Annotated in this window: 16 protein-coding genes and 1 pseudogene; all 17 read right to left on the reverse strand. The window is 51.8% G+C overall.

Annotated elements, in window-relative coordinates:
• Window positions 1–8: 8 nt before the first annotated feature.
• Window positions 9–2,105, reverse strand: coding sequence for a DNA mismatch repair endonuclease MutL (gene mutL, locus DWZ16_RS08050; RefSeq protein ID WP_117795344.1), 2,097 nt, complete (start codon window positions 2,103–2,105; stop codon window positions 9–11).
• A 32-nt stretch (window positions 2,106–2,137) separates the two neighbouring features.
• Window positions 2,138–4,779, reverse strand: a pseudogene (mutS, locus tag DWZ16_RS08055) (DNA mismatch repair protein MutS).
• Window positions 4,780–4,881: 102 nt separating this feature from the next.
• The gene (locus DWZ16_RS08060; protein WP_118522583.1) at window positions 4,882–6,159 is read right to left on the reverse strand and encodes a L,D-transpeptidase family protein; all 1,278 of its coding nucleotides are present in this window, start codon (window positions 6,157–6,159) and stop codon (window positions 4,882–4,884) included.
• Between the two features lie 13 nt (window positions 6,160–6,172).
• Complete coding sequence (miaB, locus tag DWZ16_RS08065) at window positions 6,173–7,540, reverse strand: tRNA (N6-isopentenyl adenosine(37)-C2)-methylthiotransferase MiaB (protein ID WP_243017797.1); 1,368 nt, start codon at window positions 7,538–7,540, stop codon at window positions 6,173–6,175.
• A 355-nt stretch (window positions 7,541–7,895) separates the two neighbouring features.
• The gene (locus DWZ16_RS08070; RefSeq protein ID WP_118522585.1) at window positions 7,896–8,474 is read right to left on the reverse strand and encodes a 5-formyltetrahydrofolate cyclo-ligase; all 579 of its coding nucleotides are present in this window, start codon (window positions 8,472–8,474) and stop codon (window positions 7,896–7,898) included.
• A 16-nt stretch (window positions 8,475–8,490) separates the two neighbouring features.
• Window positions 8,491–8,718 carry a DUF896 domain-containing protein gene (locus DWZ16_RS08075; protein WP_022359502.1) on the reverse strand — a complete coding sequence of 76 codons (228 nt, stop codon included), beginning with the start codon at window positions 8,716–8,718 and terminating at the stop codon, window positions 8,491–8,493.
• 90 nt (window positions 8,719–8,808) lie between these two features.
• Window positions 8,809–10,449 (reverse strand): NAD(P)/FAD-dependent oxidoreductase, encoded by a 1,641-nt coding sequence (locus DWZ16_RS08080; protein WP_118467647.1) that lies wholly within the window; start codon window positions 10,447–10,449, stop codon window positions 8,809–8,811.
• On the reverse strand, window positions 10,446–11,690 hold the full coding sequence (locus DWZ16_RS08085) for an NAD(P)/FAD-dependent oxidoreductase (protein WP_118522586.1): 1,245 nt from the start codon (window positions 11,688–11,690) through the stop codon (window positions 10,446–10,448). The genes DWZ16_RS08080 and DWZ16_RS08085 overlap by 4 nt, the downstream gene beginning before the upstream one ends.
• An 84-nt stretch (window positions 11,691–11,774) precedes the next feature.
• Window positions 11,775–12,152, reverse strand: coding sequence for a hypothetical protein (locus DWZ16_RS08090; protein ID WP_106999838.1), 378 nt, complete (start codon window positions 12,150–12,152; stop codon window positions 11,775–11,777).
• A 75-nt stretch (window positions 12,153–12,227) separates the two neighbouring features.
• Window positions 12,228–14,039: a polysaccharide biosynthesis protein gene (locus DWZ16_RS08095; protein ID WP_243021960.1), complete on the reverse strand. Its 1,812-nt coding sequence runs from the start codon at window positions 14,037–14,039 to the stop codon at window positions 12,228–12,230.
• Complete coding sequence (locus DWZ16_RS08100; RefSeq protein ID WP_412694307.1) at window positions 14,020–15,198, reverse strand: DUF3048 domain-containing protein; 1,179 nt, start codon at window positions 15,196–15,198, stop codon at window positions 14,020–14,022. The genes DWZ16_RS08095 and DWZ16_RS08100 overlap by 20 nt, the downstream gene beginning before the upstream one ends.
• Window positions 15,199–15,224: 26 nt before the next feature.
• Window positions 15,225–15,722 (reverse strand): rRNA maturation RNase YbeY, encoded by a 498-nt coding sequence (gene ybeY / locus DWZ16_RS08105; RefSeq protein ID WP_118467641.1) that lies wholly within the window; start codon window positions 15,720–15,722, stop codon window positions 15,225–15,227.
• Window positions 15,719–16,753, reverse strand: a complete 1,035-nt coding sequence (locus tag DWZ16_RS08110; RefSeq protein WP_243021961.1) for a PhoH family protein — start codon at window positions 16,751–16,753, stop codon at window positions 15,719–15,721. Before DWZ16_RS08110 ends, ybeY begins: the two co-directional genes overlap by 4 nt.
• On the reverse strand, window positions 16,728–18,017 hold the full coding sequence (locus DWZ16_RS08115) for a sporulation protein YqfD (protein WP_182427315.1): 1,290 nt from the start codon (window positions 18,015–18,017) through the stop codon (window positions 16,728–16,730). Before DWZ16_RS08115 ends, DWZ16_RS08110 begins: the two co-directional genes overlap by 26 nt.
• Before the next feature lie 9 nt (window positions 18,018–18,026).
• Window positions 18,027–18,194 carry a YabP/YqfC family sporulation protein gene (locus DWZ16_RS16105; RefSeq protein ID WP_243015178.1) on the reverse strand — a complete coding sequence of 56 codons (168 nt, stop codon included), beginning with the start codon at window positions 18,192–18,194 and terminating at the stop codon, window positions 18,027–18,029.
• 169 nt (window positions 18,195–18,363) lie between these two features.
• Window positions 18,364–18,858 carry a DUF6020 family protein gene (locus DWZ16_RS16735; protein WP_118522588.1) on the reverse strand — a complete coding sequence of 165 codons (495 nt, stop codon included), beginning with the start codon at window positions 18,856–18,858 and terminating at the stop codon, window positions 18,364–18,366.
• Window positions 18,858–20,237: a DUF6020 family protein gene (locus tag DWZ16_RS16740; protein WP_118522589.1), complete on the reverse strand. Its 1,380-nt coding sequence runs from the start codon at window positions 20,235–20,237 to the stop codon at window positions 18,858–18,860. Before DWZ16_RS16740 ends, DWZ16_RS16735 begins: the two co-directional genes overlap by 1 nt.
• Window positions 20,238–20,290 lie beyond the last annotated feature (53 nt).

Here is a 20,290-nt window from a genome sequence, read left to right on the forward strand (position 1 = left end):
TTAATGGGTTATACAATCCGTTTGAATTTCTTCTCCAACTCATATTTGCTCATCGATATGATCGTTGGGCGTCCATGTGGGCACGCATACGGATTTTTGAGTTCCAGAAGCTCATCGATCAGCTTGTCCGCTTCGGCAAATGATAATGTGTGATTGCCCTTGACCGCCGCCTTACACGACATCGTCGCCACACGCTCATTGATGAGATCCGGGGTTCCGCTTCCATTGCCCTCCGCCAGATCGTCGATCATCTCCATCAGAAGCTCGCGTTTTGCGACGGAAAAGAGGTTCGCCGGAACGGCACGCACCGCGTACTCCTTGCCGCCAAACGGCTCAATCTCAAATCCGATCGAGGTAAAATGTTCCATATACTGCTCTAATTTGAGCTGCTCACTGCTGTTGAGACTCAAAATGATCGGCGGATCGATCATCTGGGAGGTGTACTCCCTCTTTTGAAGGGATGCCATCGTCCGCTCATAGAGGATTTTCTCATGCGCCGCATGCTGATCAATGATGTACAGATTATCATGATACTCCACCAGCCAGTATGTGTCAAACAGCTGTCCAATCAGGCGGTGGTTCGCACGCGCCGGTTTGGTCAGGAGTTTATCTTCAAACAGATCCATCTGACGGGGCTTTTCAGATGGGGCGGACTGGGTCGTTCCCGTTGAAACAGATGCAGGAGATGCAGCTTGCCCCGCTGAAGCTGAGATGGATTCGCTGGAAGGCGCTGACGTGGCCGGCTCTGGCAGATCTGACTCTGTATTAATTGAAACATTTTCAACTCTGCCGGTTGTGTCGGTTCTTCCAAACACTTCATCGAACCGCCCCGTTCCTGACACAGCCGCATTTGATCCGCTGCCGTTTTCAGCCCCATATCCCGGCATATCTTCCGAGACCGACATCATTTCTGCCTGCGACGCTCCCAGACGTTTCGTCTCAAACGGTTCCGGATGTTCCTCACGGATACGGACCGGTTTTAAGGACGGACGGCTGCCCTGGCTGCTTTCCATCTTTCTGGTTGGAAGCTCCGGCAGCACTCCCTTTTCCAGCCCCGGAATCTTCAGCTCTTTCTCTGCATTCTTCTCATTCTCCAGCGAAACCGCCGGAATCAGTTCCCGGTTAGCGAGTGCCATCGCGATCGTATGGTAGACCGTCCGGTAGATCTGTTCGCCGTCTCTGAAACGGATCTCCATCTTCGCCGGATGGACGTTGACGTCAATATACGACGGATCGATCGTAAATTGCAGCATCGTAAATGGATACTTGTGCTGCATCATGAACGGTTTATATGCGTCCTCGATCGCCTTTCCGATGATACTGCTCTTGATATAGCGTCCGTTGATGAAATAATTTTCATACGTGCGGTTGCCGCGCGCGATCAGCGGCTTACCGATGAAGCCGCCTACCCGGATCGGATCAGCTCCGGCATCCACCTCAATCAGGTTTGCCGTGATCTCGCGTCCAAAGACCGCATAAATTATATCTTTTAAGTTATGATTTCCAGAGGTATGGAGACGGCTCTGGTTGTTATTGATGAAACGGATGGAGATTTCCGGATGCGACAGGGCAATCTTTTCGACTAAATCTGCCACATGGGACCCTTCTGTCGCCGGCGTCTTTAAAAACTTCCGGCGTACCGGTGTATTGTAGAACAGATCTCTGGCGATAAAGGTCGTACCTTCCGGCGCACCGACCTCCTCCAGTCCCAGTTCCTCGCCGCCCTCGATGCGGTAACGGGAACCGCTGATCGAATCGTTTGTTTTCGTGATCAGTTCCACCTTCGCCACCGACGCGATCGACGCCAGCGCCTCGCCGCGGAACCCTAACGATGCCACCTGAAACAAATCCGACGCCGTCCGGATCTTGCTGGTCGCATGGCGCTTAAATGCCAGTGGGATCTCCTCGCGCACAATGCCGCTTCCGTTATCCGTCACCCGGATCGTCTGCAGACCGCCGCCCTGAATCTCCACCGTGATCGCCGTCGCCTTCGAATCGATCGCATTCTCCAAAAGCTCCTTGACAACCGACGCCGGCCGTTCAATGACCTCGCCGGCTGCAATCTGATTGATTGTATTGGAATCCAAGACCTGAATCGCTGCCATCTATCTCCTCCACATCCTTCCTAAACTCTTTTTTACTGGTGCATCCACCGGTTTTTCAGCTTCGCCTGCAGCTTATCTAATGTATTGAGCGCATCCAGCGGAGACATCCGGTTTACTTCCAGTTCCATGATCTCCTTGATGATATCGTCCTCATTGACCGTGTCAAAGATCGACATCTGCTGCAGATCTACCTCGTCCGGTTTTGCCACCTTTTTGCGCGTCTGGGTTCCCGGACCATTTTCTGCAATCTCCTTCGCACGCGCTGTAATGTCGGCATCGCTCAACTCTTCCACCAGTTCTTTTGCCCGATCGATGACCGGAGCCGGAACGCCTGCAAGCTTCGCCACCTGGATGCCGTAGCTCTTATCGGCGCCACCCTTCACGATTTTACGCAGGAAGACGATATCGTCGCCCTGTTCCTTGACCGCAATACAGTAGTTGTTGACGCCGCTTAAGGTTCCTTCCAGCTCTGTCAGTTCATGGTAATGTGTCGCAAACAGCGTCTTAGCACCCAGAATCTTCGTATTACTAATATACTCCACAACCGCCCAGGCGATCGAAAGACCGTCGAAGGTACTCGTACCGCGCCCGATCTCATCGAGAATCAGAAGGCTGTTTTTCGTCGCATTCCGCAGGATATTCGCAACCTCGGTCATCTCCACCATGAAGGTACTCTGACCAGATGCCAGATCATCCGAGGCGCCCACACGGGTAAAAATACGGTCGCAGAGACCGATATCCGCCTCATCCGCCGGGACGAAGCTTCCGATCTGCGCCATCAGCGTGATCAGCGCCGTCTGACGCATATAAGTCGACTTACCAGCCATGTTCGGACCGGTAATGATCGAAATCCGGTTCTTTCCGTTGTCTAAATATGTGTCATTGGCGACAAACATCTCGCCGCCCATCATGCGCTCTACGACCGGATGACGTCCGTTTTTGATGCGGATGATGCCCTTTTCGTTGATATGAGGTTTCACGTAATTGTAACGCGTCGCCACCACCGACAGAGACGCCAGCACATCCGTCATCGCGATCGCACGGGCGGTACTCTGAATCCGGTTTACCTCGCCCGCGATCTGATCGCGCACCTGGCAGAACAGATCATATTCCAGAGAAACCAGCTTGTCCTCGGCGCGAGAATGATATCTTCCAGCTCTTTCAGCCGGTCGGTCGTATAGCGCTCTGCGTTTGTCAGGGTCTGTTTACGGATGAAATAATCCGGCACCAGATCCTTAAAGGAATTAGTCACCTCAAAATAGTAGCCAAATACCTTATTGAACTTGACTTTCAGGTTTTTGATGCCTGTCTTTTCGCGCTCGCTCTGCTCTAACTGTGCCAGCCAGTCTTTTCCTTCCGTCTTTGCATGACGCAGACGGTCTGCCTCCTCATGGTAGCCTTCCTTGATGATGCCGCCCTCGCGCACCGTGATCGGCGGCTCTTCCACGATCGCCTTGTCAATCAGTTCCTTCAAATCTGCCAGCGGATCCAGAGCGGCTTCCAGGTTTTTAAGCAGCTCGCCTGAAAACTCCTTCAAAATCTGTTTGATATACGGAAGCATCGCCAGTGAATTGCCAAACGCGATGAGATCGCGCGGATTTGCCGTCCGGTAACTGATGCGTCCGATCAGACGTTCGAGATCGTAGATCGGATTCAGATATTCGCACAGCTCCTCGCGGCTGATATAGTTCATGTTCAGCTCTTCGATCGCATTCTGGCGGCGCAGGATCTCCTCCCGGCTGATGAGCGGCTGCTCCACAAGTGTCCGCAGCATACGGGCGCCCATCGCCGTTTTCGTCTTATCAAGCACCCAGAGAAGTGTGCCCCGCTTCTGCTTTTCCCGGAGCGTCTCAGTAAGCTCCAGGTTCCGGCGCGTGGACGTATCCAGCATCATAAACTGTCCGGTCGTATAGACAGTCAGGCGCGTCAGGTGTTCCAGTGTATTTTTCTGCGTCTCATACAGATACTGCAGGACAGCGCCCGCCGCGATCGCGCCCGTCTCATAGTCCGCCAGTCCCAATGCTTCCAGGTGCTCTACATGAAAATGTTCCCGCAGGATTCTCCGGCAGGAATCATCAGAAAAGAACCGATTTTCAAGTGCTGAGATCACGGCATTTAACCGTACCTTCAAGTCCTCTAAATCGATTCCTGACATGTAAAAAGCCTCGTTGCAGATAAGCTCCGACGGCGAAAATTTATAAATTTCATCTAACAGACTGCGCTCGTTGCGAACCTCCGTCACAAGATAGTCGCCCGTGCTGACATCAACCGTCGAAACGCCGAATACACCGTCTATGTATACAATTCCCATCAGGTAATTGTTTTTTGATTCCTCCAGAACCTGTGAATTTGTCAGGGTTCCCGGCGTCACCACCCGGATTACCTCCCGCTTCACAAGTCCCTTTGCCTGTTTCGGATCCTCCATCTGCTCTGCGATGGCGACCTTATAGCCCTTCTGGACGAGACGGCTCAAATAACCCTCTACGGCATGATAAGGAACACCGCACATAGGCGCGCGTTCCTCCAGTCCGCAGTCTTTTCCAGTCAGGGTAAGTTCCAATTCTTTCGAAACAGTCTGGGCATCCTCAAAAAACATCTCATAGAAATCGCCAAGACGATAAAACAGAATACAGTCCGGATACTGTTTTTTCGTCTCCAGATAATGAGTCATCATTGGTGAAAGTGCCACAATTTACCTCTCTTCATCGCGATCCGCCCGTTTTCCGGCACTTCACTCATCTGAATGCCAGACCGGACAGACCGCTGTCGTTTTATTTTAGTTGAATTTCGGATCCGTCGGATCCCAGGTCTGCTGATCGGAGATCGGTACCAGCTCCGGCTTATCAAATGGAGATGCTACATTGGCATCCTCGTATACCTGTACAGTCGTTCCCAGATGGCAGTTATCATATACCCACTTGGAGTTTCCACAGGTCAGGCGTACACAGCCTAAAGAACGGGAAACACCCAGACCATTATAGCCGACGGTCAGAAGGTTATTCTCATTCGGGGTTGCGTATGTAATCGAATGGAACAGGAATCCCTGTGTGATACGGGTTGCATACTGGGTGTAAGTATCATTTACCATCAGTCTCCAGCGATATTTCTCCGGTGTCTTGAAAGTTCCAATCGGCGTATCATCACCGACGGAGGTCAGCATCGCTTTCACCGGAATAATATATCCGTTATTGCCGTCTTTTGCATAAACCGTCAGGCAGTTCAGTGTCTTATTTACCTTCAGGAGATAATCGGACTGCTTGCCAATCAGGCTGTCTACGTCCTGAACCAGACGACCGCAGGAGTCAAAGTAGAACTTGTAACCATCGATATACTGCCAGCCGGTCTTTGCGTAGCCATTTTCAAAATAATAACGTACAAAGTCATCGGAAAGCCAACCGTTATATACGCTTCCGTCCTCATTGAACATAACCGTTGCATTTTCTGCTACGCTCAGTCTGCTGGAAGCAGCTGATTTGTAGCGCGGTGCTGCACTCTGCGGACCTGCGCTTCCCTTCGGAACTAATACGACTTCAATAGAAAGGATCTTCTCGCCGATATCCACGGTACCAGCCACTTCGCCATTCTTCGCATATCCCATCTTGCCCTGACCGCTGGATGTAACGCTATAGTAAACATCGTACATCTTCTCAGCCTGACCGGAAAGCTGAATCTGGATCGCCTCTACCCAGCTTCCAGAACCAACCACACCGGTCTGGATGCCGTCATGGTACCACCACAGATAACCGCCTGTGTTGGTATATGCACGGTAGGACACGCCGCCGATCCCCTCAAAGTTTTTCAAATCCATCGCAAATGCAGAAATATCGCCTTCCGCATTATACAGATAATTGACGCCGACATGAAGTGCCGTGTTCTCATCCTGCTGCCCGGTTCCCTGGTTGAACTGCTCTGCCGATGTTGACGAACCGGTGTTTGGCATACCGACTGTACCGTTTGCAATATCATCTGCCGGTCCTGCATATGCGACAGAAGCACTTCCTGCCAGCATGCAGGCTGACAGCAGAACCGTCAATCCTTTATAATGCTTTTTCATAAATTTATCCTCCTTAATCTACCAGGGATCCCATATAGTAAAATCCCTTGGATTCCTTCAGATATACTTTAACAATTTTACCAATCAGCTCTTTTCCACCTGGGAAATGAACGATTGTGTTATTGGACATACGTCCGGTTACCAGTCCCTCCACGTGACTGTCCGGTTCCTCCACCAGAACCTCCTGCACCGTATGGACATCTCGTCCACAGACCTGTGCGGAAATCGCCTGTACCTCTGCGAGCAGACGGTCGAAACGTTCTTTGACAACTTCTTCTGGAACCTGATTTTCCATCGCTGCCGCCGGAGTTCCGGTGCGCTTCGAATAAATAAAGGTAAATGCGCTGTCGTAGCGGACTTTCCGCACAACCTCCAGTGTCTCCTCGAAATCTTCCTCCGTCTCTCCCGGAAATCCAACGATGATATCCGTCGTCAGGGAAATATCCGGTACCGCCTTGCGGATGCGCTCTGCCAGTTCCAGATACTGCTCCTTCGTGTAATGGCGGTTCATCTTCTTTAGGATCTCGCTACTGCCCGACTGAAGCGGCAGATGCAGATGGCGGCAGATCTTCTTGGAAGATGCCATCACTTCGATCAGCTCATCCGACAAATCCTTCGGATGGGAGGTCATGAAACGGATCCGTTTAAGCCCCTCAATCCGCTCTACCCGGCGCAGAAGTTCTGCAAAGGTAATTGGAGATTCCAGGTTCTTTCCGTAGGAATTGACATTCTGCCCTAACAGCATGATCTCTACGACGCCGTTCTTAACCAGCTCTTCAATCTCACGGATGATGTCCTCCGGCGCACGGCTGCGCTCGCGTCCGCGCACATACGGGACGATGCAATAGCTGCAGAAATTGTTGCAGCCAAACATGATATTAACGCCAGACTTAAATGTATATTTGCGCTCCGACGGCAGATCCTCAACGATCTTATCAGTTCCTTTCCAGATATCGATGACCATCTTCCCCGTCTCAAAGCGCTGTTCCAGCAACTCTGCCAGTTTATATACATTGTGCGTGCCGAAAATCAAGTCCACAAAGCGGTAGCTCTTCTTTAATTTCTCTACAACCTCCGGCTCCTGCATCATGCAGCCGCAAAGTGCGATCATCATGTGCGGATTCTTTTTCTTGAGGCTGTGAAGATACCCTAAACGTCCATACACGCGTAGGTTCGCATTTTCACGGACTGTACATGTATTGTAGAGGACGAAATCCGATTCCTCACTGGTTCCTTCCACAAATCCTGCTTCCAGCAGAATACCGAGAAGCTTTTCTGAATCGTGTGCATTCATCTGACATCCAAACGTCGAGATAAAGCAGGTCAGCGGACGCCCCAGTTTGTCCGAAATCTCCTGTACTTTCTGGCGGCAGAGTGCCATATAATACTGCTGGCGATCCGGTTCCTGCTGCGGTATACCGCCCACCGGAATCTGACATTTGTCAGACACAAACACGCCTGCTGCGGATTCGGACGAATCGTTTGTATGTAAATCCATAAATTGTATTGCTCCTTACTATTCTTTCATTATCCTAATAATCCTAATATTTCATACATTAGATAATATTACTATATGGCGCTCATTTTCGCAAGTCCCATTCCTGCCAGAATCCTTTCCAGTTTCTTACAAAATACTCCGGTTCATGTATCTGGAAGCAAAAACAGAGTTTACCACACGGCTGCTCTGTTCCTGTATGCCTTTGATATGTTTCTGCTTCGCGCGAGTGCGCCAGACATTACAAAACTTTAATTGTCTGCTCCGGTGTCACAATATATGCCATTTTTTTATCGTGCTTTTCGGTTTCAAATGCCGGAAACAACTGGAATCCATAGCAGAGTCCCACCGCCATATGGTCCGGTTCTGCCGCAAAAAAGCGGTCATAATACCCCGCCCCATAACCGATGCGGTTTCCGTCCTTGGAAAACCCCACGCCAGGCGTGATCACCAGCGCTTTCGGCGCATCTGCCTCCTGACATCCGTCCGCCGGTTCCGGGATGCCATATGCCCCCGCCACAAGCTGACTCCGATCTGTGACATAGAAAAAACGCATCTCACGCCCAAACACCCGCGGCAGCGCTACCCGGCAGCCGCTCTTTAACAGCTCGTCAATCAAATATTCCGTACTTGCCTCACCGCGCACACTCGTATAGGCATACACTGCCGTCCCGGCTGATGGAAAGAGAGGGTGGAGACGTTCTAACAACGCCTCATCCCATCGTTGTTGTTCTTCTGGCAGCAGAGTCCGGCGTTTTTGAAGGACATATGCGCGAATCTCCTGTTTTGATATCTGCGATCCAGATGAATGAATAACCATCTCTTCTACCCTTCAATTAATTCTTCGTATCCGTAACGCCGCCGTATTTCTTACCCAGATCCGTAATAGAACCGTCTTTCTCTTTAATCAGTATCGAATTTAACTGTCCTCGCATATTTCCACGGATTGACTCAATGTACTCCTTTCGAAGCGCTGCCTGCTCTTTTTTCTCTTCTTCGGTCAATCCAACTGCCTGGCTCTTATGATATAACGTATTAATACGGTCAATTCTTTCCTGTTTCATCTATCATTTCTCCTCTTATAATGCTTGTTTCTTCGCAGCTACAGGCAGACATCCTTACTATAAAGCCTAAAGCCGCTGAACCATTCTCTCTCACAATTTAATTTTGGGGATAGCATACTTCGCGATAATTGCCTCTGCCGTCTTCATCCCATCCATCGCCGCCGAGGTAATGCCACCCGCATATCCAGCGCCTTCGCCGCATGGGTAGATGCCCGCGATCGTGCTGCTCTCCATCGTCGCGTGGTCACGCGGAATCCGCAGCGGCGAGGAGGTCCGGCTCTCTACTCCGGCAAAAACCGCATCCTCGCGGTCAAAGCCATGAATCACATGTCCAAAATGTTCCATTCCCTCTAACATCGCTGCCGAAAGCGCTTCCGGCAGCACCTCCCGCAGATTTCCAAATGCAAACTGTCCTTCAAACTGTGGTGTCACTGCTCCAAATCCCGTTGAACTCCGGTTTTCCCGGAAATCTCCATAAAGCTGTACCGGGATTTTTCCGCCGCCGCAGCGGTATGCCGCTTCCTCCAGCTGACGCTGGAACGTTACGCCGCCAAGTGTGCCCGGCTGTGGAAAATCCTCCGGTGTAACGGTCACAATCAGGGCGCTGTTTGCGTTTGCACCGGCACGATCGTGGTTGCTCATGCCGTTGATTGCCAGCCGTCCCGGCTCTGAGGATGCATCCACAACAAAGCCGCCCGGACACATACAGAACGAATACACGCCCCTGCCTCCGGAGGTCTGTGCCGTCAGCTTATAGCTGGCAGCCCCCAGATTCCCGGCTTCTTCCCGTCCGTACTGGCTTAAGTTGATCTGCGTCTGTGGGTGCTGGATCCGCAGTCCCACCGCAAATGCCTTTGCCTGCATGTCGAGCGGTTTCTCTGCCAGCATCGCAAAGGTATCGCGGGCGCTATGCCCGATCGCCAGCACCAGTGCCGATGCCGGAATCTCCTCCACCGTCCGTCCTGCCTCCGACGTGCCTTTACGGGCACTGACGCGGATGGAACACAAATGACCATTCTGTGTCTCAAAGTCCTCCAGACGGCAGCCAAACCGTACCTCACCGCCCAGACTCTCTATCTCACTTCGAATATTCTTTACCACCGTCCGCAGAACATCCGTTCCAACGTGCGGCTTGTTCACATAGGTAATCGTCGGATCCGCGCCCGCCTGCGCCAAGATTTTCAGCACTTCCTTATTCCGCCCAGATGGATCCTTGACCAGCGTATTCAGCTTTCCATCTGAAAACGTACCGGCACCGCCCTCGCCGAACTGCACATTGCACTCCGGATCCAGCGTTCCATCTGTCCAATAGCGTGCAACCGCCTTTGCACGGCTGTCCGCATCCAGCCCCCGTTCCAGAATAAGAGGGCGATATCCGGCACGCGCCAACATCAGACCACAAAACATACCTGCCGGACCAAAGCCCACGATTACCGGTCGTTCCCGAAGCGGCTCTATTCCCGGATCGGGCAGGCGGTACGCCTCTTCCTTTCGGATCTGCACATTTACACTGCGCGCACGTTTGACAATCGCCGCCTCTTTCCCTGCCACTGCAACATCTAATGCATATAAATAGTACAGATCTGGCTTTTTGCGCGCATCCAGAGACTGGCGCACCAGCTCCACCGACTGTATCTGATCTGCCGATACTCCCATCATTTTGGCAGTTTTCTTGCGAAGATCTGCCTCACTGTGGCTGACCGGCAGTTTTACCTGATTTACTCGTATCATTTATCTGACTCCCTTCCAGCACATTTTCCAGCTGCTGCACCGCTGCTCCACGCCCACTGGAGATTATAACCGCCGCAGATGCCATCGACATCCAGAATCTCCCCGGCAAAATATAATCCTTTTACCTTCTTCGATTCCATCGTCTGTGCGTCAACCTCCCGCACATCGACGCCGCCGCAGCAGATCTGTGCCTGTTCAAAGGAATTTGTACCGTTCACGCTGACCTCAAACCGGCAGAGCAGATCCCCCAGCGTCTGAATCTGTGCCTCTGTCAGGCTGCCAACCGTCCGATCTGGCCGGATTCCTGCCTGTTTTAAAAACAGAGCTGCCAGTTTTTTATGTATCCAGCCGGAAAAAAAGTCCTCCACCTGCCGTTCTTTCAGGCGCTCACTCCGCTCTTTTAATATCCGGCGTGTCTCCGTTTCCGGGCATTCCGGATAAAAATTGAGTACCGCCCGTACATCCTGTCCCTCATCGAGCGCGCGCGCCGCAAAGCGGCTGACCTGGAAAACCGGAATCCCCGAAATACCATAATCCGTAAGCTGCACCTCGCCCTTGTCCTCCGCCAGCTTTCTGCCATCGCTGTAGAGTATCACAGAGGCATCCGCGCGTACTCCGGCGAGCTGTTTAAAGAACTTTTCCGGGCAACGAAGCTGAACCAATGCCGGAAGCGGCTTGATGATATGGTGTCCCAGCCGTTTCGCCAGCTTATATCCGCTTCCATCCGAACCTGTACCCGGTGCCGCCTTGCTGCCGCACGCCAGAATCAGCGTCTCGCCCGAAAAGCTCCCCTGGGACGTCTTCACTTCAAACCGGTGTTTCGCATCTTCGCGCGGCGTGATCGAGAAAACTTCACATTCCGTCACCACCTGAACCGACTCCCGCGCAAGTCCCAGACGGAGTGCATCTAAAACAGCGCTTGCCTGCCCGGAATATGGATACAGATATCCGTCCCGTTCCCGCGTCAAAACGCCGAGATCCTCAAAATATTCCAGTGTCATCGGAAGCGTAAACGTCCCAAGCGCCTTCCATGGAAAATCCGGCTGACCACTGCGGTAGCAGAACGGCTCCTGCAAACGGTTTGAAAGGTTACAGCGTCCATTGCCGGTAGACAGGATCTTCTTGCCGACCCGGTCTTTATGTTCCAGCAGAACCACCTGAGCGCCCTCCCTGGCAGCAAAAATGGCAGCCGTCATTCCGGCTGCTCCCGCTCCCACTATGATTACTTTATTCTGACTCATCCCTATTTCCCTTCCTGACCGTTTGCTTCGTACCGTCCATACGCGGACTTTATTCTTTGTTTTTTGACTGTATTATAATCACATCTAACTGCTGAAAGACTCCAGATAGTGAAACACATCCGTCATTGTGTCGAACCAGACTCCTTCCAGCAGTTTTTCCTGTTCTTCCACGGAAAATTCTGAGAGCGGCATATGGGTCTGGAAACAGACTTCGCCGCTTGTTCCGTCAAAGATAAGCAGCATCCCATCCTCCGCCGTCAGACAATAGCCGGATTGTTTCTCCGCCACTTCCGGTTCCGGGTTCAGAACCGCATTATTCTCCGGCATCCGCTCTGACTCATACACGCGCCCCGGTACCGGTTCCGCCCGCCGTGGACGGTACCACCAGAGCCCTGCCGCCAGAAGCAGAAGCATTGCAAAACAAAAAAGCGCCGCAAACAGTATTCCCTGATATTTTCTCATAATAAGGATACCTCCTGTTGTGTATCCTTATTATTCACTTTTTTCTAAATTTTAATCATAACTAAATTTCTAACCCTACATCAGATGCAGCTTCCGGCAGATGCGTGTGAGTTTCCGTCCCATCGGCATCGAATACATCTCATCTTCCTCGATACAGTGCAGCTTGATAAGAAGTACGCCATATACCGCGACCGCCACAAGCACCGCCAGCAGCGTTCCCAGCACATTGCTGTGGATCACCAGCGTAACCCCACGGTACACGCCATATGCCGCCGCGCCCATAAATGCTGCGCTGATCGCCGGCAGCAGGAAGGTCTTGACCATCTCCTGGCGGTAACCGAGTGTGTTGTGGATCGCGATCGCATTTAAAATGCACATAAAGAGCGCAAACAAAATACTTGCAAATACCATACTGTAGATACCCATATTGAAGATCATCAGCATAATATACAGCGCAATCACGTGTAATGCCAACGAAATCAAGGCGTTCCTCACCGGAACATTCATCCGGTTCAGTCCCTGTAAGATTGCATTGGTAACCGTCGAAAGCGACAGGAAGATAACGGCTGAAGCGCCAATCATCATCATACGGATCGCTTCCGCATTGTTGCCGCCCCGGAATAACAGGTTATTGACCGGCGCTGAAAGTACCGTCAGCCCCACCGCCGACGGAATCGCAATCAGCATAGCAAACCGGATCGCAAGGGCTGTCTTCTCAATCGCCGCCTTTCGATCCTTACGCGCTATTGCACCGGACAGCGAAGGAATCAGCGACGAGGACAGTGAGTTCGCCATCGCAAGTGGGACGTGTACCAGCAGCATATATTTGTTGTTGTAGATACCCCAGAGGGCTAAAAACTCTTTGCCGCGTCCCAGCGACTCCATGCCGTGCGCCATGATACCGTTGTCAATAACCGAGTTAATATTGTAAACACCCGAGCTTACGATAACCGGAATAACGGTAAAGAAGAAGATTCTCGAAATCTGACGGTAGGAATCCACACTACCGCTCCGATCCTTGGCAATCCGCCGTTTTGCCGTCGGACGGTAGAGTAAAAACAATACCAGCACAAATAACAGGGCTGCAAACGCGCCGCTTCCTGTGCCGATCGTACCGCCTGCCGCGCCAAATGCCTGTGCATATCCATCTTTTCCATATACTTTCGCTGTATCCAGTCCCACCTTGAAAAGGACGCTGGCGGCCACCACACTGATAATCGCGTTGACCACCTGCTCCAGGATCTGGGAGATCGCCGTAGGAATCATCGTTCCATGTCCCTGGAAATAACCGCGCAGTACGCCCAGATACGCCATGATCCAGATCGTTGGCGCAAGTGTGCGGAGTGCATACACGCAAAACGGCGTGTTAAACAAGGTCGTTGCAAAAAAGCCTGCAAAATTCCAGGTAATAAAGCATGCCAGACCACCTACGACCGTCGCATAGACAAGCGCCGCCCGCAGAACACGGTTCATATTGCGGTACTGCCCTTTCGCAAGGCGGGCCGCTACCATCTTCGACACCGCCAGAGGCAGACTGTACGATGAAAGGATCAGCATGATATTATATACGTTGAATGCCGTCGAATAATATCCCATGCCCTCATCGCCGATGATATTCGTCATCGGAACGCGGTACAGAATACCGATCAGACGCACAATGATACCAGCAACTGCCAGGATCGTACCCTGAATGACAAAATTTTCTTTCCTCACCGGAACCGCTTCCGGCTTCCGGCTGCTTCCTGACCGGTTACGGCTTCTGCCCGCACTTTCCCGGCTGCCTCCGGCTGCTTCTTCTCTACGTCCTGCCGTGCGCTGCCGGCTGATTATCTCTCTTTCTGTCTCTTCCCGCATTCCGGGTTTTCTTCTACTCCGTCTGTTCTCCATAGAATTCCGCCTTATCCATACGGTCATTCGGAAGGATGCAGACCCAGGTCTTGCCCGGATTCAGCTTGATTTCCTGACCGTCCATATCGTAATACTTTGTGACGCCGTAAGCGCCGTCTTTTTCCCAACGAATCAGAATGCCGTGTCCATTTGTAAAATAATACCCCGTCGCCGGTGTATGGACATCAATATCCAGATATTCCGTCGGTTTATAATATTTCCACAAACAGTATTGGAAAATAATATTTTTAACCGCTATCTGTCCTTCATCTCCCATATGCGGACCGCCATACTGATACCGGTAGTACAGCCCGTCCTCCGGGTGATACTCAAACCAGGGATTGCTTAACTGATAACCTGGCACTACTTTGGCCGCTGCGATACCATCCTCAAAGCACACCGGCGCACTCTCCGGCGCAAAAGTATAATGCCCCTCATAGCTCTCCGGATACGCATCCGCATAACCGCTCGCCTCGATCGCCTGGCGCAGCTTTGGTCCCGATGCATAGGCATTGTGCGGGGTCTTCCGATCCTTGGTCCGAAAATACGCAGATACCCCATTACCTTTGATTCCGTCTAAATGTTCCATCTGCTCCAGATACGGAAGTGCAAACGTATTCTGCCCATAATGTGCATAGACTGCCTCAAATTCCCTTGCAAAAAAAGTATAGTATGGGCGGCAGCTCCGGACGGAACCGATCCGGTCCAGATCGTCATAGTCCTCTATCAGTGCCATATATCGGTTCATGCTGCCTTCCACCGGTGCCTCATAGACCACTCCGGCATGGTTGATGCCATACTGCGGAAGCGCCGCCTTGTCATTGCTCATCATGATTGCAAGCGGACGGCGGTTCGCCTTTGCGACATCGGTCCATTCCCCGGTCAGATAACTCTGTATCTTCCCGTCTTTTTCGCAGCGTTCCTCCGACTCTGCTTCCGGCTGCGTTTCGACCTCCGTCTCTGTATTTAAGGACAGCTCGCGTGTCTCCTCCTGTGTCTCTGCTGCCGTTACCGATATTTCTTTGTGAGCCGAACAGCCTGACAGCCAGCAGACTGCCGCCAGAGTCAGTGCCAGTGCCTTATTTTCCAACTGTTTTTTTTCATTCCGTACTTCCCCATCACATCCCCATGTGCCTCTTTTCCCAGATGGGCTCTCCACTTACCCTCCGGTTCTTTTTCCTGCTTTTAGCGTGTATATCCCTTGCCAGCCAGGATTTCCTCCTGTTTTTTCTCCATCACAAGGCGTTCGTCATCTTCCATATGATCGTAACCGCACAGGTGCAGCATACTGTGTGCCACCAGGAACGCCAGCTCGCGCTCCTTAGAATGACCATATTTCTCCGCCTGCTCGTCAACCTTGTCGATCGAGATCACGATATCGCCCAGAAGAAGTTCGCCCGTCTCCGGGTTAAAATAGTCCTCTGACTGCTCTTCCAACCGTTCAAAATCGGACGGCACATCGTAATCCCCCATCGGAAAAGAGAGGACGTCGGTTGCCCGGTCGATTCCTCGGAATTCCTTATTAATACGATGAATCTCCTCATCATTTGTCAGGACTACATTGACCTCCGCCTCATACGGGCATTTTTCATAATCGAGTGCCGCAACCACGATCTCCTCGATGATCGGACGGTAATCTACCTTCCACTCCCGCTCTGCTTCATATTCGATCTGGATTGTCATCTGTTCTTTCTTCCTCCATCTTTCCGGTCACGCGTCCCGGAACTATTTCTCCGGAAACCGCGGGACGCATCCGCATCTTTTTTCTCATACGCATCGTATGCCTCTACGATCTTCTGTACCAGCGGATGGCGGACTACGTCGCTGCTGGTCAGATAGCAGAAGCCGATATCGTCAATTTTCTTGAGTACATGAATCGCCGTATCCAGTCCGGACGTAGCTCCGGCAGGCAGATCCTTTTGCGACTGGTCGCCCGTCACGATCACCTTGGAACCAAAACCGATACGTGTCAGGAACATCTTCATCTGTGCCGGGGTCGTATTCTGCGCCTCATCGAGAATGATGAACGCATTATCCAGGGTACGACCACGCATGTACGCAAGCGGCGCCACCTCAATCAAGCCCTTCTCAGAATTGTGCAGGTAACTTTCTGCCCCCATAATCTGATACAGCGCATCGTAAAGCGGACGCAGGTACGGATCGATCTTGCTCTGCAGATCGCCCGGCAGAAAACCCAGTTTCTCCCCCGCCTCGATCGCCGGACGCGTCAGGATGATCCGGCTTACCTCACCGCTCTTAAATGCCTGAATCGCCATCGACATCGCCAGATACGTTTTTCCGGTACCCGCCGGACCGATGCCAAATACAATCATCTTCTTGCGGATCAGATCCACGTACTGTTTTTGTCCCATCGTCTTCGGTTTGACCGGCTTGCCCGTGATCGTCCGGCAGATGATATCCTTATCGATCTCGAGAATCTGATCGTCCTTCTCCGTGAAGGACAGCGACAGGGCGTAATCAACATTCTGCTCGGTAATGGTATTGCCGCGCTTGGAAAGCTCTAACAGATTGTTGAACACACTCTTCGCCTGCCGGATCGTCTGCTCCGGACCGATGATTTTCAGCGCGCCGTCGCGTGTGATCATCGTCACGTGCAGCGTCCGCTCAATCTTTTTCAGATACGCGTCAAACTGTCCGCATACATTCCGCTCATGTTCCATCGGAATATCAATCATTGTCTCTATTATGCTCATTCCTTTGCTGTTCTCCTTGTGTCACAACTTGAATCGGCTCCTCCGTCTGAAGCCGTACCTCAAAATGGCAGACTCCGCCATTTATTAGTATTCTACCATCACTTGCCATAATATGTACACCTTTTTCGCACAATTTTTCTTCCGTCTCCTTTTGAAATGCCGCTGACAGCGCCGCAAGCTCTGGTTCTGTATACCTTTTTTCGCAGACAGACGTCTCCCGGTACTCACTCCACCCGACAGAAAGCGGCAGATAAAAATCAAGCGGGAGCCGCAATTTCCGGTACTCCGTCCGGATCGTCCAGGCAGGTTTCATCCGCCTGCTTCGTCTGAAAAAGCCCCACCGCTCCGCCACATCGAATGTATGTTCTATCATATCATAAAATTCTGGAATTTTCCAGTAAAATGTGTGTGTTCCTGCTTCCAAAGCAATTCCGTATCGTTTCTTTCCCGTTTCCGTCCGCATTTCCCTCCAGAGAGGAAGCTCCTTTCTCCCGACCCGCTCCCGGATCCCATATATATCTGCATCCGCCCGCACCCGGTAAGAGGAAATTTCTTCGCCTCCATCATCTGTGATCGGCACCGTTCCCGACACCAGAAGCTGCCCCTTTTCCACCGTATCTCCCGCCTGTACAAGCGGGATTCCGCTCCGAACGATTACCGACGTGATCCGCGCGTCTGATACCGCCGCCAGATCGCACGCCTCGCCGGACTCCACTTCCTGACGGACCGGAACCTCGCTCTCCCGCAGGCGGATGAAAAGGCGCGTCCCATGCAGGCGCACCGACACCCAGGTGATATCTTCAAATGACTCCCGCAGTTCTTCCTCCAGCCTCGCACAGGAAATCCGCTTCTTAGGAATTCCCTCTTCAATCTGCAGCGTCTGGAGGTAATGATTCAGCTCACTTTCGGTATAACGCCGGTTTCCGCTCCAGTCGATCTCCCAGATAAATTGTGCCAGAAACAATAATAACAGAAAAAAAAGGACGAAGCTGACCGCCCACCATTTCCGTTTCCGGTTCCGCCAGAGAAACACCGGCAGTCCACGCTTTTCAACGATATGCAGACGGACTCCCGCTTTTCTTGCCAGTGGCGCACACCGCTTAAAATCGCGGATTTCCATATAAAACAGCAGATTTGCCTGCTCTTTTTTTACCTGCCAGACATTTAAACCTGCCAGTGTACAGAGATTCAGGAATCTCTCCGGGGAGGTGCCGCGCATGTTAAGCCGCACTATCCCATGTAGAAGGTGTCTTACCTTCGCCATACTCATTCCTCACAGCACCCCAAATTCGACAGACACAATCTGCCCCGTGACCCGCAGATTATCGCGGTCATAATACTCAATCGAAAGCCCCTTCCCCTTGATAGTAAGCCGGGTGTTCTTTCCCGTCAGCCGCAGCATTTCGTCGGAAAAAAAGAGAATGCTCCTGTAATTTTCCACCACAGCCGCCCGACTGCCGGTAAATACAGAAGCATCTCTCCGAGAACGACGTCCTCCGGCAGATGGAGCGCCGAAACGATCGCTTTTTTCTGTCTGCCAAACAAGCGCCTACCGCCTATTTCATTGTTATTATCTAATATATGTAGGAAAGCAGAAACTATGCCGTTTACTATTTTCCCGTCAAACCCACTATCATTTCCAGCATCCGCGGCACACAGTAAATCAACGGCAATGCATACCGCAGGGAAACCACCGGTCCCAGCAGAAGTGTTCCCCAGCAGCCTAGCAGAAGCATCAGCGGAATGATCTCATACGCCCGGTGCTTCCAGACTGCAAATCCTGCCGCAAACAGCATCAGCCAGAACGGAAATGCCTGATTGAGAAGCACCGACAGCACCGGAACCGACTGGAATGCGGGTGTCAGTGTCGCCTCCCTCAACCAGTCCGAAAGCGCCTGAAAATGGCTGTTACGCGTGATATGCAGGATATTTAAATTACCTTCCAAGTATGCCCCATCGTATAAAATATAGCTGATCCAGTACTGGCTGTCTCCCATATACCAGTACCCCCAGTTCCCCATCAGAAATGAATCCAGATAAATACCCGGATGGCGCTTCCCGATTTCCGCCCAGGTACGAACGAAGCGTCCTATATCTGCCTGCATCACTTCCGTATGGATCCATTTTTCACTGGATCCGCATTGACACGGACATACTCGCTGAGCGCCTGCGGGTCAATCAGCGTCTCGATATATTCCTTTTCCTCCGGCGTCAATTTCTCCGGAACTTCATGATACATGCGCGCCAGCTGCTGCATCGGCACGCACAGCATCTCCCTCGCATCGCCCTTTCCCACGCCGAACGCCGTTGGAATCGGACCGGATAAAACATACCATAAAGCTGCCACCAGCAGAGATGCCCCGATAAACCAGTTTCTGCGATACACTTTTTTTCGTAAAAACAGGCAGACTGCCAAAACAAAAAACAGGAACACATAGATTCCCTGATTTCGGAACAGGCACATGAAAAACACACTCACAAAAAAGAGCAGCCAATCACCCGACTTTCCCACTTCTTTCCGAGAACCTGTTCCGTTCGGATTTTTCTCTTTATCCAGCTCTCTTTCTTTATCCAAATCCTCTTTCTTCTGGCACATTCCCCGCCAAAAATGCTCCGGATCCTCCGCCAGACAACATGCCGTATCAAATGCCAGCAGGAAAAATGCGCCAAAGAGCACATCCTTCGTCGTGACAAAGGAAAAGACCGTCAGATACGGATTCAGGATCCAGAACGTCCACGAAGCAACGCAGAGCCATCGCGGTGCCCGCCGCGCTTTCATCCGGCACAGACACAGGGAAAATACCGCACTCATAAAAAACGACTGCGACAGCGCATACAGCGCCATCCCTGCCTGATAGGTATGGAACAGACGCCCCGCAATCTTCATGCAGAGTCCCAGATATAGCGTGTGAATTAATGGATGGTGGGTTGTCAGCGGCAGTTTTCCATAAAACTGAAGGAGCTGCGCGGACGCATCGTAAGAATAAATGCCCGGATAAACCGCCAGAAAAACAGGAAGATAGACGCACCAGGAGAGAAACATCCATTTCAGCCATGTCCCCAAATCCGAATTTTTCGCTGCGCGCTGTTTCGATTCCCATCCCTGGCTTTCCACATCGCGGCTGCTTCCCTGGTCTTCGCAGTCTTTCCCCCTCCGTGCTTGCGTCCATTTCTGGTAACTGTTCACAGGCAGGAATTTTCCGAACTGAAAATCCCGTATCTCAGGCCAGCCACGCCCCAAAGCATCCAGTCCCACACAAATCGCCCAGACCATCACCGTCATACACACCACCCAGCCCGCCAACTGTCCCAAAAACTGACCCGCCGTCCGGTAAATCAGCTCATTGCGGCTGTAACGGATTCCCAGAAGAATCATCAGCCCCATCAAAACACCCAGCACAAGGCTGACTGCTGCCAGGCGCCGATCCGCAATATATTGTTTCAATCCCTTTCCCCGTCTCTCATTTTCCTGCTTCTCTCTCATGCCCCTCACTCCATCATCCGCCACATCGCATTTCTTCTCTTTCTCCTATTGCA

Source organism: Clostridium sp. AF29-8BH (assembly GCF_003478145.1).
In the GTDB taxonomy this organism is placed as follows: domain Bacteria; phylum Bacillota; class Clostridia; order Lachnospirales; family Lachnospiraceae; genus Otoolea; species Otoolea fessa.